Here is a 15,564-nt window from a genome sequence, read left to right as displayed (position 1 = left end):
TCATACAGAAAAGAGGAGATTGTAGATGGATAGTATCATTTTTGATTTAGATGGAACGCTTTGGGACCCTATCGACACGGTCAAGGATGCGTGGAATGAAGAGGTTTGGTCCCGTCGTCCTGAAGAAAAGGAATTGACCAGGGAGGACCTCGAAGGAGTCATGGGGCTCCAATTGGAAGGGGTGGCCGAGAAACTGTTGCCGCATGTTGAAAAAGAAGAGAGGGAAGAAATTCTTTACGCCTGTTTCAGCAGAGAGAATGATTTGCTCAGTGAACAAGGCGGCAGACTATTCCCCGAGGTGGAAGAAACGCTGCAGGTCCTTTCTGAAAATTATCCTCTCTTCATCGTCAGCAATTGCCACGATGGTTATATCGAGGCATTCTACGAAGCGCATGGATTGGAGCGCTATTTCAAGGACTATGAGAACCCTGGCCGAACCGGATTATCCAAAGGGGAAAACATCGAGCTTGTCATGGAACGGAATGGCTTGAAGGATGCTGTCTACATCGGCGATACATCAAGGGATGAAAAGGCTGCCCGTCAGGCCGATATTCCTTTTTATTATGCTTCGTACGGATTCGGAGAAGCGGAAAATTATGAAAGAAAAGTAGAAGCATTTTCTGATTTGAAATCTCTTGTATAACGAAACTTCCTCACTGATGTTGTCGTAAAAAATGACAGGGGGTGAGCAGGATTAATTATAAATATAAGGATACGAACGAATGGAAGATGAAAGGGTTGAAATCTCTTGGAAGTTCAGCCCTTTTCATTTCTTCCAATATCCTGACGATGGTTTCATTGGACGCGGGCCCATGGCTGATCGGACTCATACAAACAGCTACTATTATTTTCGCGATTTCCGCCGTGCTGAGTGCCATTCACTTTTTCACCAGACCTGAGAAAGATTACATCATTGTCGACGATGAGGGAATTCTGATAGACAAAGGACCGCTCCGGGGAAAGAAAGATATCCCTCTTGACCAAATCAGGAAGATAGTGGACAGGGAAGAGGTCCTCGTTGTAGATCAGAAGGCCGAAAAGGCAGGGGTGGTTAATGACGTGGAGAAAGAAAAGTCCCTGGTGATCGAACAACACAACGGTAAAGAGGCCTTGATTGATGCCGGGAATTTAACCGACGAAGATGTACATAGATTGAAGCAGGAAGTAAAGGGTCGTGTCGGTAATACGGTGGAGATACTTTGAAGCCCTTTCTATAAGGAGGGAGTTATTATTTTACAGTTGCTGATCGTATTTCTGGTTGTGATTCTTGTATTTACCCTGCAGATTTACATAGGGAAAAAGTCTGCAGTGATCCTTTCTGTTCTTTTTGTTGCTGGAGCTGGATGGTACTTGTGGCACGGGGAAACTTATATGACAGTGGAGGATGAATTTGATTCGCTTTATGGAGCTAATGCGAGCGTCAGTCAACTGGAGATTACAAATATCGAAAATCAAAGCAGTATTGTCATAGAAGATGAAAGATTGATTAATGAAGTGCTCTCGGATTTGGGCGATGTTGAAGGCAAGCGAGCGGAACATCTGAGTCCGGGGGAATTTGAGTACGATCTTCGTTTTATGGTGAAGAGAACAATGGACGACGGGGACGCGGTCCAGGATTTCCATCATATGTTTGTAAAAAAAGACCGAATAGAAGCATATGAAATCATCGAAGGAGAAGGCCATCTGGAGACGATCCAGGAGATTGAAGAAAAGAAAGCAAAATGAGGAAATGCTGGTGAAAGGAGGGGTCCATGTTATGAGATTAGCAGTGCTTTTTTTTATCGTGAGTGGAGTCCTTATTGCTGGTTGCCAACATACTAAAGAAGGAACATTCGCAATAGACCAGATTTCCATCTCAGATGAAGGTCTTACGAATGGTCAAAATTATTACGTAGTAGCTCCCCTTCAATGGGACGGTCCAGCAAGGGCAGAACTTACGAACATAGGTATCGTTAATGAAGCAGGAGAGCCTATAAATGCATCAGAGGGGATTGAAGCCTCTTTTTATGTAGGAGCTGATACGAAGCAGACAGGAGTTTTTAGAAGAGAAGAAATAGGAGAGAAGCAGCAAGTGGAAGGGTATGAACTGACTGAGGAACAAACGCTGATTATGCAAGTCAAAGTGACTAACACTACAGAGGGGGAGAACAGAAAATTGAGTCTGACTTACTCATCGGGTGGGGAGGAATATGAAAAATTACTTGAATGGGAACCTATCAGTGATTTGAATTCATCCGCGATGATGAATTCTTTACCGCCGTCTACGTAAGTTATTTTCATCAATCTTATAGTAATACGACCAAATCGTGTACTTTTCATAGTAAAAGGGTATGCAACAGGGGAGTGCCTCATATTCAGAGTGCTTACAATAGTTTTTGGAGGAAAAGAATGAAGATTTACGTTACAGCATTATTTATAACGCTCTTACTCGTAAGCGGGTGCAGCAGCGATTCCATTGGATCTTTCGAAAAGAAAGGGGATATGGACAGACTGGTCGTCCAGAAAGTTGTGGACGGAGAAACGTCTTCTTCCCGAACGAAAACAGTGACTGATGCAGATACTATCGCTGAAGTATTGAAAAAGGGGGAAGGACTCGGAGCAAAAACGGTTGCGAGGGAAGAATTTGATAAAGAAAAAGAGGCATCATCTTCCTACTATACGTTCAGAAGTTACCAGGGCAGTGACTCGCCTGTATATAGTATCGTCGTGCTGGAAGATGGTACGTTTTTAGTTGAAGGAAACGAAAATAGTCCCGGACTGATGAAGACGACGGACACGTATGAAATTATACTGGATGACATGAAACAGCTGGCAGGTATAAATTTTTGAAGAATTGAAGTATAGGTGTGGGAAGGGAAGGAGGAAAACTTTTGAGAGTGATGTTAGAGCTGGTGCGTGTTATAACTCTCTTTATAACTTTGGGTTTTTTGGGCTGGATGCTAATAGAAAATATTTACGCAATCAACGAGACTTCTGAACATTTTTCATGGATGGGCGGGGGTGCTCTTTTGATTTTCTTCTTCGTCCTATATAGAAACAAACTTCAGTTCACGGGCTGGTATGATGGGGAAGGACAAAAGTTGTCCTCAAAATTATCTGTATTTCTTATGGTGATTGCTCTCCTGCTTTTAGTGACGCCTTTTCTCATGGTTCTTTTGATTAACTGATGTATTACTTTTGGAAAGGGGATAATATGTTTCAAGAAACAAGCTTAATAGTGATAATTATTATTCACGTTTTCCTAAGTATTGGAGCAATCATAGCATCAAATACTTTTGAGAAATCTATAATCATAGACAGAATTAATAAGTACATATTTTTCACAATGAGTTTGATATACAGTTTTATCATTCCGCAATTAATACTGGGTGCTATTACGTATGTGAAACGAAGTACTATTCAACCAAACGTTCTTATTGAAAGTGCGGAGTGGATTTTGCTAGTGATGTTTCTTTTAATACAGGTCCTTGTATACAGAGTGCTTAACATCATTGAAGAGAAATAACCCATACATAATAAGGAAGTGGTGGAACTTTCGTTTTTTACAAGCTAGCGTTAAAATAAGTAAATAGATAGAAGGAAGGAGAGCAGTATATGATTTTCTTTTACATACTGATGGCAGCTTTCATCGGCTTGATCACACTTGGATGGAGAGGGTCTATTCTAGGACTTGTAATAGGCATTGTCTATGCAGTTGTGGAAATCAATGCCAAAAAAATCACGAAGCTCGAAGAAGAAGTACGCACGCTGAAAAAAGAACTGGCAGACAAATGACTAACAGAATTTACACCATCGGCCATTCCACTCACTCCAAGGAGTTTTTCCTGACGATGCTGAAAGAAGCGGAAGTGGAGGCTTTAGCAGACGTTCGCGCTTTTCCGGCAAGTCGTAAGTTTCCCCACTTCAATCAGGGAGAGATGAAAAAATGGCTGGCAGGAGCCGGGATGTCCTACTCGCATCATCCGCTCCTTGCCGGACGTCGGAATAAATCTGGACACGTCCAGCCGGAAGTGAACGGAGCCTGGGAGAACCAATCGTTTCATAATTATGCCGACTATACGTTGACGAGGGATTTCAAGGAAGGTGCGAAAGAACTTGAAGTACTGGCGAAAGAAAAAACGATCGCCTATTTCTGCGCAGAAAGGCACCCTTCCCGTTGTCATCGCCTGCTCATCAGTAATCACCTGGCAGCGAACGGGTGGGACGTCTTTCATGTGATGGATGATAACGAGGAGACTTCTATCGTTCCTCACCGACAAGGTCGATGGGGAGCGATGCCGATTGTGGAGAAAGACGGAACCGTCGTTTATCCGAACCAGTAAAGAAGGAAAACGGAGCATAGGTCTCCGTTTTTTCTTATGGCTCCTGTTATCCGTGGTTCAAAAAAAGAACTATAGGAACAAGGATCAAAATGGACGCCCACAGAGCCTTCGTTTATTGGGAAAGTGGATTTTCTGTAAAAATATGAAACCATACTGTGATTCTGTTCGTATCAAAAGAATGTGCATATAACTCAGTGAATAAGAAATTATTCATCGGGGAGGAAACGAAATGAAGAAGATTTTACAGACGTTTATAGTGATGTTCGTGGTAATGACTGGTCTATCATTTCTCATAAATGGGCAAGTAGTCAACGCACTCTTATTAGGCCTTGGGTTCGCTCTTTTCATGAGTGTCGTTTTAGGCTTCTTTCATACATCGACCGGAGGACATGATACGGTTCAGGAAGGATTATGGGATGTACCGCTCTCGTATGAAGAGGCGCTCCACCAGTGTGAGCAAGCCGGTCTTCATCTGAAAAAAGCGGAAGTCCAAGAAGTACGAAAGAGAGATGGGATCATCAAAGTACATACAGGTGCCTCATGGAAGTCATGGGGGGACGAGATAGTATTTCAACTGCAGGAAATCGACCCCGCAACTACAAGAATCGCCGTGACCAGCCGCCCGAAGCTGAAGGTGACTTTGATGGACTATGGAAAAAACCATGAAAATATCCGAAGTATCGAGAAGCACTTGAAAAGAGGAGCATAGTCACTGCTCCTCATTATTAATAGGTCCAACTGTATCTAGTTCATAGTGCACGACACCATTTATTTTTTCCAGCCGTTCGACGCGTCTTTCAAGTTCTTTCCGTTTCTGGCTCATGTTTATAAGGATCGCAGTAAGTAATAGAATGAGAAATAAAAGAATAGCCACGGAAGTCTCCCCCTTTCAGAGCGACGATAACACACAAACACGATATTTTCTTCCGGAAGATGCATAATTCTCTGAACTTTGTTATACTGTGGTTGTCCAAGTGAATAATGAAATTCAACTACTAGGGGTGTCCGTCAAGCGGGCTGAGAGGAAAGCGATACTTTCCGACTCTTGGGACCTGATCTGGGTTATACCAGCGTGGGGAAGTAGTCAACATACCATTGACAAAACCGGGTCCCTTTTATTCAGGGGGCGCGGTTTTTTTACTTCCCTTTCTTATCTGTAGAGAGAAAGGGGGAAAAAGAGATGAATCGTACAAAGATGCTCACGACGATGGCTGTGCTCACGGCTCTTGGAACATTAGGGGCGCAAATGCTCTGGTTTCCGGCAGGGGTGGCGAAAGCCTATCCTGTCCAGCATGCCGTAAACGTCGTTGCTGCTGTCTCACTTGGACCAGTGCCGGCAGTGACGATCGCATTTCTGATCGGTGTGCTGCGAAATCTGCTCGGGCTCGGGACCCTGCTCGCGTTTCCGGGAGGGATGGTCGGCGCCCTGTTTGCGGGGATAAGCTATCATTTCACGAAACGCGTCGGTGGTGCGGTTACCGGAGAAATCATCGGTACCGGTCTGTTCGGATCTCTTGCATCCGTGCCGATCGCGAACATACTGATGGGCTCGGAAGCGGGGGTATTCGCTTTTGTGCCGTCCTTCATTGTGAGTACAGTCACCGGGGCTTTGATCGGCTGGATGGTTTCTGTCCGGCTGAAACAGACGAGTATCGTCACAAATGTATAAGAACGTTGCTGGGGGCGCGAATGTCGCTGAGATAAGGCTTATGCCTTAGTCCCTTTGAACCTGATGCGGGTCATGCCGACGAAGGGAAGCACTCTGAGCGAGAGAGGCTTCCTGTATTCAAAACAAGGAGGCTATTTTTTATGAAATTTACAGAAGAGTTGAGAGAAGAAAATAAAGACATTTTCCAGGCGATTTTCCATCATCCATTTGTCCGCGGACTAGGAGAAGGAGAACTACCAGAAGATGCTGTCGCCCATTACGTGAAAGCGGACTATGAATATTTGAATACGTTTATGCAGCTGTATGGTACAGCGATTTCCCAGTCGAAAAAAAGGGAAGATATCTCCTTTTTCCAGGGGCAGGTCGCCTTTGTGCTTGGAGACGAAATCCATCCTCATCGAAATCTATGCGAGTATATCGGAATTCCTTATGAACAGCTGCAGGGGTTTCCATTACCGCCTACGGCCGATCATTATCGCACTCATATGAAAAGCGTCGCGACCGACGGTTTACTCGGTAAAACGATTGCTGCGATGCTGCCGTGTCCCTGGACATATCAGGAAATCGGCAGGGAATTGAAAGAAGAATTCGCACCTGAGGCCGAGCATCCATTTTTCGAATGGATCGACTTTTATGCTGCAGATTCGATAGACGAGACGGTGGATTATTTGAAGAAGAGGCTCGATGAAGAAGCGGAAGCCGCGTCACCGGAAGATCGTCAGTTGATGAAGGAAGCGTTCCGGAAAAGTTGTCAATTGGAGTATGCCTTTTGGGAAATGTCCTATACGAAAGAAGACTGGCCGATCAGAGAGGAGGTTTTGAAATGAGACCGTATACAGCATTGACGATTGCCGGTTCCGATTCAGGAGGTGGTGCAGGGATTCAGGCAGACCTGAAGACGTTCGAAGAGTGGAAAGTCTACGGGATGTCTGTTCTTACTTCTCTTACCGCCCAGAATACGACTGGCGTCCAGGATGTACACCATATCCCTGTATCGTTCATCGAAGCTCAACTTGACAGTGTTGAGCAAGATTTGCCGATTGATGTTATCAAGTCCGGGATGATTGCGAGGAAGGAAGCCGCTGAACACATCGGTGCCTGGATAGCGAAGCAGAAGGTACCATATGTATGTGATCCGGTGATGGTTTCCGCAAGTGGTCACCCGCTGATGGAAGAGGAGACGAGAGCAGCCCTCTCGGAGCACCTCTTCCGATATGCAACGGTGATCACACCGAATATCCCTGAGGCGGAAACGTTACTGGATATGGAAATACGGACCGAGCGTGATATGCAAGAGGCAGCCCGGAAGTTTGTGGAAGAACTTGGGGCGAAAGGTGCACTCGTGAAAGGCGGTCATCTGAACGGAGAAGCGGTGGATGTACTTTATGACGGAGAAATCATGCGTACGTACCGGGAAGATAGGATTTCGACGGAAAACACCCATGGCACCGGCTGTACGTATGCTTCGGCGATTGCAGCAAATCTGGCGATGGGCAGGACGCTCCCTGTTGCTGTAGAAAAAGCGAAGGATTATATTACGGAAGCGATCAGACATTCATTCGATCTCGGATCAGGAAGTGGACCGACGAATCATTGGGCTCACAGAAAGGAGAGAGTAAAGTGAATCTGGAACTTTTAAGAGAAGAACGACCGCTTGTGCATCACATGACGAATGAAGTCGTCATGAATTTTACAGCGAATGGGTTGCTCGCATTCGGAGGTAGCCCGGTAATGGCCAAGGAACCGGAGGAAGTCGAAGATATCGCAAGCGTAGCTGGGGCACTCGTGTTGAATATAGGCACAGTCCGGAAAGAAGATATAGAAACGATGATCAAAGCTGGGCAGGCGGCAAATAAAGCCGGGGTACCTGTGCTACTTGATCCTGTCGGAGCAGGGGCGACGTCGTTCAGAAAGAATGCGGTTCAAAGGATCGTAGATGAGGTGGATGTCGCCGTTGTGAAAGGAAACGCGGGTGAAATAGCTGCTCTTGCGGATATTCCATTGAATGTCAAAGGGGTCGATGCTGACGAGAGTGGAGATGCTGAAGAGATAGCTTCCCGAGCGGCCGGAAAATTACAGACCCTGGTCGTAGTGACCGGAGAGACAGATGTCATCAGTGACGGACAGGAAAGGCTGACATCTTCTCACGGGACACCTCTGCTCGGATCCATCACCGGTGCCGGCTGTCTGCTCGGGTCTTTGATGGCAGCTTGTATGAGTGTAGAAAAAGATCATAAGAAAGCTGCGTTATTCGCACTGGAATTTTACAATAGGGCAGCAGAACGTGCCGCTAAGAAAGTGGGCGGACCAGGTACATTTATTCCACACCTGTTGGATGAACTGGGGAAAGCAGATGGGTAACTATTTGCACACGTATTTCATCATGGGTAGCCAGAATTGCAGAAATGAGCCGGAAGAAGTGCTTAAGAAGGCGATCCAGGGCGGCGTTACAGCATTTCAGTTCCGTGAAAAAGGGGAAGATGCTTTGGAAGGGGAAGAGAAAGTTGAACTTGGGCATCGGTTACGTCAAATCTGCCGGGAACACGGTGTGCCATTCTTCGTCAACGATGACGTAGAGCTCGTCCACGTCCTGGGTGCTGACGGGGTCCATGTCGGTCAGGATGACCTTGATATTACAGAAGTCCGGGAAGAATTCCCAAGTCTTCAAATAGGGTTGTCCGTATCGACAGAAGAAGAATTGCATATCAGTCGCTGGGATTTGGCTGATTACCTCGGGGTAGGGCCGGTGTTTAAGACTTCTTCCAAAGATGATGCCAAAGCAGTGATCGGCGTGGAAGGGCTCCGGGCGATTCAGGGAAAGGTGAGCATTCCTGTAGTCGCTATCGGTGGCATAGATGAAACGAATGTCCACGAGGTTCGAAAGACCGGAGCGGGCGCAAGTGTGATTTCGGCTATAGCTGGTAAGGAGCGTCCTGAAGAAGTGGTCAGGCGTTTAACGTAGAAACGATAGTTGATTAAAAGAAGGTCCCGACCAGCAGGTGCTGATCGGGACCTTCTGAATTTAGTCATGAAGAGTTTCGATTATCTTTATTTTCCTACTCAATTTCACTCGTACGGTCATGAATCAAATTTTCGCCTTCGAGATGATATAATTCTTGATACTTAGTTGAGTGACTTTTAATTGTGTAGGTGACACCTATGTAATTTTCCCCATCACTGTTGAATTCGTCGATATGCTCTATGGTTAAGTCTTCCATCCCGGTTCTTCCTTCAATTGAAGTATGAACTTTATTTTTTAATGTAACTTCTTCCACATATTGAAAAACCACTACTGAGAGAGCGATCACAATTATTGTTACTTTAAACCAGTCCCCACCTGATTTTTGGATATTTTTTCTTTTGTTGTACCATTTGATTTTGGTTAAATTAATGGTAAGTAAAACTAGTAGAAAGGGTATAAACACAATCCGGATAGGGATGTGAAATGAGATGGTCAAGTAGAGACTTAGAAAATAAAATAACACTAACAAAATGAATTTTTCAATTTTGTACTTTTCCTTATTGAACAGAAAATCTTGTATGCTATATTTCTTGAACAAATTCTCCCTCCTTCCCATTGTAGGTAGTGAGAGGTAGTCACACTTCCCTCAAAATTGACAGAAAACGTGAATTTTTGAGCCGGGGTGCTTTTCAGTGCTGGTCACATGAGAGACTTCAGGAGTTGTAACTATTGATCATATCATGCACTTTTTCGATCTCTTCTTCTGATACGAGGAGATACCATATATCATCGATGAACTTTCCTTCTCCTTCCATCTGATAGGTATGCATATTTTTGCGAGCTCCTCTGTAATCACTCATCAATGTCCTCATCTGAGCAAAATCCATATTGGTATTTACATTTTCCCCTAGGGCATCCATGATATCTCTGACTTTATTGATTCCACTGAAACTTGCCCCTTTTTCAATAATTCCTTCAATGACCTGTCGCTGTCTTTCATTTCTTCCTATATCCCCTTCCGGATCATCTTTTCGCATGCGGACGTAAGCCAAGGCTTCTCGTCCATTCAGCTCCAACTCTCCTTCAGGGAAATCAAACTCTCCGTTTTTGAACGCCAGGTCATTGTTTATCTTTACCCCATCTACGGCATCTACGACTTGCTCCAATCCTTCCATGTTAATGGTTGCATAATAGTCCAGTTCAATGTCGAGAAAATTTTCTACGGTATCTACGGCCATATCACTTCCACCGAAAGCATAGGAGTGGTTGATTTTATCCACAGTGCCATTGCCAATAATGTCGGTACGTGTATCACGAGGAATACTGACCATTTGCATTCTTTCCTCGGCAGGGTCCAATGTCATGACAATCATCGTGTCTGAACGTCCGAAATCATCTTTTCGTTCATCCACCCCCAGCAAAAGAATATTCAACGGTTCTTTATTGCTTAATTTCTTCTGAGTGGCTTCATCATCAATGGACGTCACCGTCTGATGCACGTCTTCATTCACTGTATCCTTAACATCTGCATAAAGAGAGTAAAGAAAAGTACAGATCCCGAGGAAAAGGATTCCTACGATGAGGAGCACTATTTTCTTCCACCTGTTCTTTTTCTTTTCTTTTTTTCTTCTATCGATTCTACGGATATTCCCACCTCTTTCATTAACTTTTAATGTCATACATTAAACTCTGACCCACTTTATGTTAGTCATTTCCGATAATTACGGAGTGTTGTTCTTCTGGATTGAGAATCAAAAGGAACTATCGAGTAGAGGGAAGAAATAGTAGATTTTATAGTGGATCATTCATTATATTGAAATTCAAGGTTCTCTGTTTATTCTTATCGGAGCTGTTGCTGTTTTTACTTAAAAAAACTCCTCCCGCTCACGCAGAAGGAGTCCTACAGTCCGAAGGCCCGAATGGATAAAGGTGTGTGTGCAGATGAGTCATCCCGCAAAAAGGAAAACTTCCCACCCTTATCCAGCCGAGCCTTGCTTATGTAAAGACTGTATACGTTCATTATACATAACGGATTTTTTTACGTAAAGGTGAAATTTAATATTGCTGTAATTTTTCTGCAACATTTACCTTTAATTTAAGATACTTCGCTTCAAAAATTATCTCCAATGTAAGGAGCGTTACAGGAATATATTCTGTTTCCCATTATAATGGCAGTAGACGGAGCAATCAGGATGGGAGGGTTCTCGGATGAAGGTTCTTTATATGATGGATGTCTGTTGTGCATGAATGTTATTCAACACCTGGAGAATCAGGGGATTGATTATCAGACGATGAATATTCTTGAAGATCATCAGCAAAGAGACGGCTTGAAAAGGAAAATAGGTGAGGTCTATGTACCTGTTCTCGAGGACGAAGGGCAGTTTACGATCGGGGAAGATATTCTTCAAACGGACCGTTAGTTTTGCCCACAAAAAAGAGAGATCCTACCATCGGATCTCCCTTTTCTTCAGTTTTCGGAAGAACGGAGGAATTCTTCGGCTTTGTCTGCGTCGATGGACAGATGACGAACCTTTCTTATGAAGCCTTCTTTCTTCAACTGGCTCATGATAGCACTTGTCGTTTCTCTTGTCGTCCCTATCATATTCGCCATTTCTTGACGAGTCAGCTTCATTTCGATGGTCTGCCAGTTGTGTTTGCGGCGTCCCGTTTTCTGGGTGAGCATCAGTAACAGGTAGAGAAGCCTATGTTTGACATCACTGAGCGCAATTTTCTCACTTAAGCTATACAAGTCATTTAATCTTGCGGATAGAATATCAATCAATTTCAAAGCCACGTGAGGATTTCGCTTGATGAAAGATTCGTAGTCATCCCGGCTCAAGGTACATATATAGGTGTCCGTCATGGCTTCAGCATACGTTTGTCCGTCTGCGAGGCTGACGGTGGATGTTTCCGTCGATGAGGACGTCGAGGGTGAACTGTTTTCCTTTTTCGTTCATACGGTAGAGGCGGACCTGGCCTTTCTTCAATAAAAACAGAGCATCCACCGGGGAATCCGGAGAGGTGATGATGGTACCTTTTTTGACAGGGCTCATCGCACTCATCTGATCAATCATCATCAGTTCTTCCCGGGAAAGTTCCTCAAACAGACTGATTTCGGATAATAGAGATAACTTATCCATGGTCTACCCTTCTTTCTGGATAATGTCCTAACTGTTTGTAAGCGAATCTAAGAGAAGTAGGAGAAAAAGTAAAAGCAAATAAGAGCGAAGGAGTAACTCCTCCGATACATAAGTTGTCCCCCCCCCTCCTTGGCAGTATATATCGTCGTCTCTCGCTTTTTTAAGCGATAGATTCAGTTTTGACTGAATCCTTTTTCTCTAATGTGTAGTAAACACCAGCTGTGATTACAGTATAGAAAAGGTGTGTAGCAAGACTCATCAGTTGTTCAGGAGTGAAAGCAGCAGCTAAATTCGTACCCATTCCCATCATCAGCGGCATAATCAAGAGTGGCCCGATGACCCAAATCGCGATACTGAAAGCAATGGTTAAGGTGAAGAGGTTAGGGGTCACGATTGCCAACAAACCGAAAGATACTCCGAAGATGATACTGATCATCATGTGGATCAGCCAACCGACCAGTGCACTTTCACTCCCCATGGTTCCTGCCAACATGACGAGCATCCCTTGCATCTGCATCATGATTCCAAACAGGGTTCCTCCGGCAATACCACCAATCCCTCCATAGACAGCGGACCTCCAGGTGGAATGATTCATCTCCCACACTCCTTTCCTTTGATACTTCCATTATAAGAAAAAAGGGAAGAAAAACTGTAAGCCTACTTACATTACGGAACACTAGTCAGTTGGCGGAAAGACCGAGCCACTTTTTGACCGGTTCTCTGAAGTAATACGTAATTCCAAGAAGGGTGAAGAATACGAAAACGGCTATGACAATCGTAATCATATTCCCTGATGCGATACTTGCTCCAAGGAAACTGTAGGCGAACGTTCCGGGGATCATACCTAGAACGGTAGCGATAAGGAAAGACTTGAATTTGACTTTTGCGATTCCTCCCGCATAACTGAGCAGATCAAAACTTACAATCGGAATCAGTCTCAGCACGAAAATATAAAGGAAGCCCCGTTTATTCATCTGGTCGAATAATTTCTCCGACCAGGAGAAGTTGTCCATTTTCACAACAGAGGTACCGAAAACTCTTGCAAGGACGTACCCGGTGGTGGCAGCCCCGGTAGCTCCGGCAATGATATAAATGACGCCAGGCCATACTCCGAAAGCCAGTCCGGCTCCTAGTGATAGGACGGAAGTCGGGAAGAAGACGAGCGGTCCGATGATGTAGATCAGTAAAAAGACGAACGGTCCCCACCAGCCGAAGGACAGGACGAAATCTCTTATATCAGCCGGACGTATGTTGAAATGGAAGTGAGTGAAATAGAAGATGATACCAAAAGCTGCAAGAAAGAGCACTGGTTTGATGAAACGGCGGTAAGACACGGGAATGCCCCCTTTATCCTCTGATTATACCCTGATTATCCTATAGACAACCGTGACCTGTCTTACAAAACGATCACAACTTCAGGGAAAGAGGGGGAGGATCAGACCGATACATAACCTTACGGATTATATTCACGCCACCGCCACGAATCCTTACACATATCGACGATCGTTTTCTCTGCACGCCAACCTAGTTGCTGTTCTGCTTTCGTCGGATCGGAAAAACATTCGGCTACATCACCTTCCCGGCGGTCTATGATTCTGTATGGTACCGGTTGGCCGGTGGCTTCTTCGAATGCCCGCACAAGCTGAAGGACACTGTACCCTTCACCAGTCCCGAGGTTATAGATGTCATACCCTGTTTCAACGAGGGTACGGTTCAGTGCTTTCAGATGGCCGCGGGCGAGATCGACGACATGTATATAATCACGGACCCCGGTTCCGTCGATGGTCGGATAATCATCACCGAAAACCGCTAATTCTTTGTACTGACCTAAAGCGACGTTGGTGATGAACGGCATGATGTTATTCGGAATATCATTCGGGGATTCGCCGATATTCCCGCTCGGGTGCGCACCGATTGGATTGAAATAGCGTAAGATCGAAATACTCCAGGACGGATCAGACTTCCACAGGTCATGAAGGATTTCTTCGATCATCAGCTTCGTCCGCCCATAGGGGTTGGTCACAGAGGTAGGGAAGTCTTCGGTGATGGGATTACGGTCCGGTTTCCCGTAAACAGTGGCTGAGGAGGAGAAAATGAAATTCTTCACCCCGAACTGCTGCATTACTTCGAGTAACGTAAACGTAGAAGTGAGATTGTTATGATAGTAATTCAGCGGCATAGACACCGATTCGTTGACCGCCTTGAACCCGGCAAGATGCACGACGGCTTCGATCGGATGGTCGTTGAATACCTGTTCGAGTTTCGACCGATCCAGAAGGTCGAAACCATAGAATGTCAGCGATTTGCCTGTCAATTCTTCGACACGATCGAGAGATTCTTTTTTACTGTTGGATAAGTGATCGACGACGATGACCTCATGCCCTTCATTCAAAAGTTCCACGCATAGATGACTACCGATGAATCCTGCTCCTCCGGTAACTAAAATCATTTCCATTCCTCCTTCAGTTTTGTTTATTCACACTATTAATCACACAAATACGGAAGTAAAAGCGATTGATGTATGGTAATATATAGGTATAAATAAGTGCTGAATGTGAGGGACCCCGACTCAGATTTGAAGGGGGCCGACATTTTTACCATTCGTTGAAGCTGTCCGGTTCATGATAATGTTTGAATCGGTTCGCTTTCGAGAATCTGGTGCTGTTCTTCTCCTGTTCAAAGGAGACGGTGAACACTTCGACGCCGTGTTCCTCACGGATGCTCCTTAATTTGTAGACCTGGTTATTTGCCCACTCATCATAAATGATGGAAGAGAGGTGGAAGCCTTCCCACATGATGCCGTCTACGTAAGGGGCGGTAGCTTCTGCCAGGGTATCGAAGCCCCAGTTCTGTATAAAGGAGAGATCCGGATGCTCCTCCTGAAGCAGCATCAGCCAGCTCACGAGCCCTTGTCGTTGATTATTGAGAACATCTGCATCCCTGTAGTGTTCGTTGTCGATGTTCCCTACGGTATCGAGAAAGGCGCCGTCGAGCCCCTTGTCTATAATCTGCTTCTCTACTTCGTCAGCAAGAACCTGCTGGTAATGGGAGGAAGTGATATCAGTCAGATAGGAATCCCACTCGGAATAATGGACGCGTTCCCCGTTCCGGTGGAAGAAGTCATCCTCGTTCAACTGTTCGAAGAGCGATGTGTTCCACGTGTCAGCTTCCATCGTGTTGATGTATCCATAGACTCCTGTCCCGCTATCTTTCAGCGATTGAATGTCAGCTTTCGTGTAATAGACGGGCTCAATGATCACCATGTCATAATTCGTCATTTTACTCAGCAATTCCTGGGTAGGCGGATCATAATAGATTTTGTAATCATACACATCTCTCAGAAGTGACTCCTCCTTGGCTGACGAATGGATGGTAAGTACGAAAAGGCTGGAGACGAGAAGAATAAGCAATAGACGTATTTTGTTTTTCATCGGGTTGCCTCCTGGTCATTTAGTCTCTCAATTATAACAC

At 44.9% G+C, this 15,564-nt stretch carries 24 protein-coding genes and 2 riboswitches; of the genes, 15 read left to right on the top strand and 9 right to left on the bottom strand.

The genetic code is table 11. The features are described from left to right. Positions 1-25 precede the first annotated feature (25 nt). The 9 genes from BW944_RS07305 to BW944_RS07260 all read left to right on the top strand — a co-directional run bounded on the left by BW944_RS07305 (position 26) and on the right by BW944_RS07260 (position 5,031). Positions 26-643, top strand: coding sequence for an HAD family hydrolase (locus BW944_RS07305; protein ID WP_076558265.1), 618 nt, complete (start codon positions 26-28; stop codon positions 641-643). A gap of 41 nt (positions 644-684) precedes the next feature. Continuing rightward, positions 685-1,203: a hypothetical protein gene (locus tag BW944_RS07300; protein WP_143525677.1), complete on the top strand. Its 519-nt coding sequence runs from the start codon at positions 685-687 to the stop codon at positions 1,201-1,203. 36 nt (positions 1,204-1,239) lie between these two features. Further along, positions 1,240-1,725 carry a hypothetical protein gene (locus tag BW944_RS07295; RefSeq protein WP_076558261.1) on the top strand — a complete coding sequence of 162 codons (486 nt, stop codon included), beginning with the start codon at positions 1,240-1,242 and terminating at the stop codon, positions 1,723-1,725. 31 nt (positions 1,726-1,756) lie between these two features. After that, a complete protein-coding gene (locus tag BW944_RS07290; protein WP_143525676.1) occupies positions 1,757-2,269 on the top strand; it encodes a hypothetical protein in 513 nt (170 codons plus the stop codon). 119 nt (positions 2,270-2,388) lie between these two features. Then, entirely contained in the window at positions 2,389-2,829 is a 441-nt protein-coding gene (locus BW944_RS07285; protein WP_076558257.1) for a hypothetical protein, read from the top strand. Positions 2,830-2,870: 41 nt separating this feature from the next. Then, positions 2,871-3,167, top strand: a complete 297-nt coding sequence (locus BW944_RS07280) for a hypothetical protein (protein ID WP_076558255.1) — start codon at positions 2,871-2,873, stop codon at positions 3,165-3,167. Positions 3,168-3,594: 427 nt separating this feature from the next. Continuing rightward, entirely contained in the window at positions 3,595-3,774 is a 180-nt protein-coding gene (locus tag BW944_RS07270; protein WP_076558252.1) for a hypothetical protein, read from the top strand. After that, the gene (locus BW944_RS07265; RefSeq protein WP_076558250.1) at positions 3,771-4,322 is read left to right on the top strand and encodes a DUF488 domain-containing protein; all 552 of its coding nucleotides are present in this window, start codon (positions 3,771-3,773) and stop codon (positions 4,320-4,322) included. Before BW944_RS07270 ends, BW944_RS07265 begins: the two co-directional genes overlap by 4 nt. Positions 4,323-4,551: 229 nt before the next feature. Beyond that, positions 4,552-5,031 (top strand): hypothetical protein, encoded by a 480-nt coding sequence (locus BW944_RS07260; RefSeq protein ID WP_076558249.1) that lies wholly within the window; start codon positions 4,552-4,554, stop codon positions 5,029-5,031. Here the strand turns inward: BW944_RS07260 and BW944_RS15005 are convergent, their stop codons facing one another. Further along, positions 5,032-5,196, bottom strand: a complete 165-nt coding sequence (locus BW944_RS15005) for a hypothetical protein (protein WP_159438192.1) — start codon at positions 5,194-5,196, stop codon at positions 5,032-5,034. 113 nt (positions 5,197-5,309) lie between these two features. After that, positions 5,310-5,418, top strand: a riboswitch (TPP riboswitch). Between the two features lie 84 nt (positions 5,419-5,502). Here BW944_RS15005 and thiW point away from each other — a divergent pair. The 5 genes from thiW (at position 5,503) to thiE (ending at position 8,953) form a co-directional block, all read left to right on the top strand. Then, complete coding sequence (gene thiW, locus BW944_RS07255; RefSeq protein ID WP_076558247.1) at positions 5,503-5,991, top strand: energy coupling factor transporter S component ThiW; 489 nt, start codon at positions 5,503-5,505, stop codon at positions 5,989-5,991. Continuing rightward, positions 5,992-6,095, top strand: a riboswitch (TPP riboswitch). Positions 6,096-6,131: 36 nt separating this feature from the next. Continuing rightward, positions 6,132-6,818 (top strand): thiaminase II, encoded by a 687-nt coding sequence (gene tenA, locus BW944_RS07250; RefSeq protein WP_076558245.1) that lies wholly within the window; start codon positions 6,132-6,134, stop codon positions 6,816-6,818. Beyond that, positions 6,815-7,615: a bifunctional hydroxymethylpyrimidine kinase/phosphomethylpyrimidine kinase gene (gene thiD / locus BW944_RS07245; RefSeq protein WP_076558243.1), complete on the top strand. Its 801-nt coding sequence runs from the start codon at positions 6,815-6,817 to the stop codon at positions 7,613-7,615. The genes tenA and thiD overlap by 4 nt, the downstream gene beginning before the upstream one ends. Positions 7,616-7,656: 41 nt before the next feature. Beyond that, on the top strand, positions 7,657-8,352 hold the full coding sequence (gene thiM, locus BW944_RS07240) for a hydroxyethylthiazole kinase (protein WP_143525693.1): 696 nt from the start codon (positions 7,657-7,659) through the stop codon (positions 8,350-8,352). Further along, entirely contained in the window at positions 8,345-8,953 is a 609-nt protein-coding gene (thiE, locus tag BW944_RS07235) for a thiamine phosphate synthase (RefSeq protein WP_084193668.1), read from the top strand. Before thiM ends, thiE begins: the two co-directional genes overlap by 8 nt. 94 nt (positions 8,954-9,047) lie before the next feature. Here thiE and BW944_RS07230 read toward each other — a convergent pair whose 3' ends face one another. Further along, on the bottom strand, positions 9,048-9,551 hold the full coding sequence (locus tag BW944_RS07230; protein ID WP_076558237.1) for a hypothetical protein: 504 nt from the start codon (positions 9,549-9,551) through the stop codon (positions 9,048-9,050). A 115-nt stretch (positions 9,552-9,666) separates the two neighbouring features. After that, the gene (locus tag BW944_RS07225) at positions 9,667-10,632 is read right to left on the bottom strand and encodes an LCP family glycopolymer transferase (protein WP_084193667.1); all 966 of its coding nucleotides are present in this window, start codon (positions 10,630-10,632) and stop codon (positions 9,667-9,669) included. 489 nt (positions 10,633-11,121) lie between these two features. Between BW944_RS07225 and BW944_RS07220 the strand changes: the two genes are divergently transcribed. Next, positions 11,122-11,373, top strand: a complete 252-nt coding sequence (locus tag BW944_RS07220) for a glutaredoxin family protein (RefSeq protein ID WP_076558235.1) — start codon at positions 11,122-11,124, stop codon at positions 11,371-11,373. A gap of 47 nt (positions 11,374-11,420) precedes the next feature. Here the strand turns inward: BW944_RS07220 and BW944_RS15415 are convergent, their stop codons facing one another. The 6 genes from BW944_RS15415 to BW944_RS07195 all read right to left on the bottom strand — a co-directional run bounded on the left by BW944_RS15415 (position 11,421) and on the right by BW944_RS07195 (position 15,524). Then, the gene (locus tag BW944_RS15415; protein WP_327290956.1) at positions 11,421-11,735 is read right to left on the bottom strand and encodes a helix-turn-helix domain-containing protein; all 315 of its coding nucleotides are present in this window, start codon (positions 11,733-11,735) and stop codon (positions 11,421-11,423) included. A gap of 85 nt (positions 11,736-11,820) precedes the next feature. Then, complete coding sequence (locus tag BW944_RS15410; protein ID WP_327290954.1) at positions 11,821-12,093, bottom strand: Crp/Fnr family transcriptional regulator; 273 nt, start codon at positions 12,091-12,093, stop codon at positions 11,821-11,823. 160 nt (positions 12,094-12,253) lie between these two features. Continuing rightward, positions 12,254-12,688, bottom strand: a complete 435-nt coding sequence (locus BW944_RS07210; protein ID WP_076558233.1) for a hypothetical protein — start codon at positions 12,686-12,688, stop codon at positions 12,254-12,256. Between the two features lie 85 nt (positions 12,689-12,773). Then, positions 12,774-13,427: a TVP38/TMEM64 family protein gene (locus tag BW944_RS07205; protein ID WP_076558231.1), complete on the bottom strand. Its 654-nt coding sequence runs from the start codon at positions 13,425-13,427 to the stop codon at positions 12,774-12,776. A 119-nt stretch (positions 13,428-13,546) separates the two neighbouring features. Then, positions 13,547-14,542 (bottom strand): UDP-glucose 4-epimerase GalE, encoded by a 996-nt coding sequence (gene galE, locus BW944_RS07200; RefSeq protein ID WP_076558226.1) that lies wholly within the window; start codon positions 14,540-14,542, stop codon positions 13,547-13,549. A gap of 145 nt (positions 14,543-14,687) precedes the next feature. Continuing rightward, positions 14,688-15,524: a glycoside hydrolase family 191 protein gene (locus tag BW944_RS07195; protein WP_076558224.1), complete on the bottom strand. Its 837-nt coding sequence runs from the start codon at positions 15,522-15,524 to the stop codon at positions 14,688-14,690. Positions 15,525-15,564: the final 40 nt, after the last annotated feature.

Origin of the sequence: Salimicrobium flavidum (assembly GCF_900156645.1) — a bacterium.
In the GTDB taxonomy this organism is placed as follows: Bacteria; Bacillota; Bacilli; order Bacillales; family Halobacillaceae; genus Salimicrobium; species Salimicrobium flavidum.
Note: the sequence above shows the minus strand (reverse complement) of the source record. Positions and strands in the feature narration are given on the sequence as shown.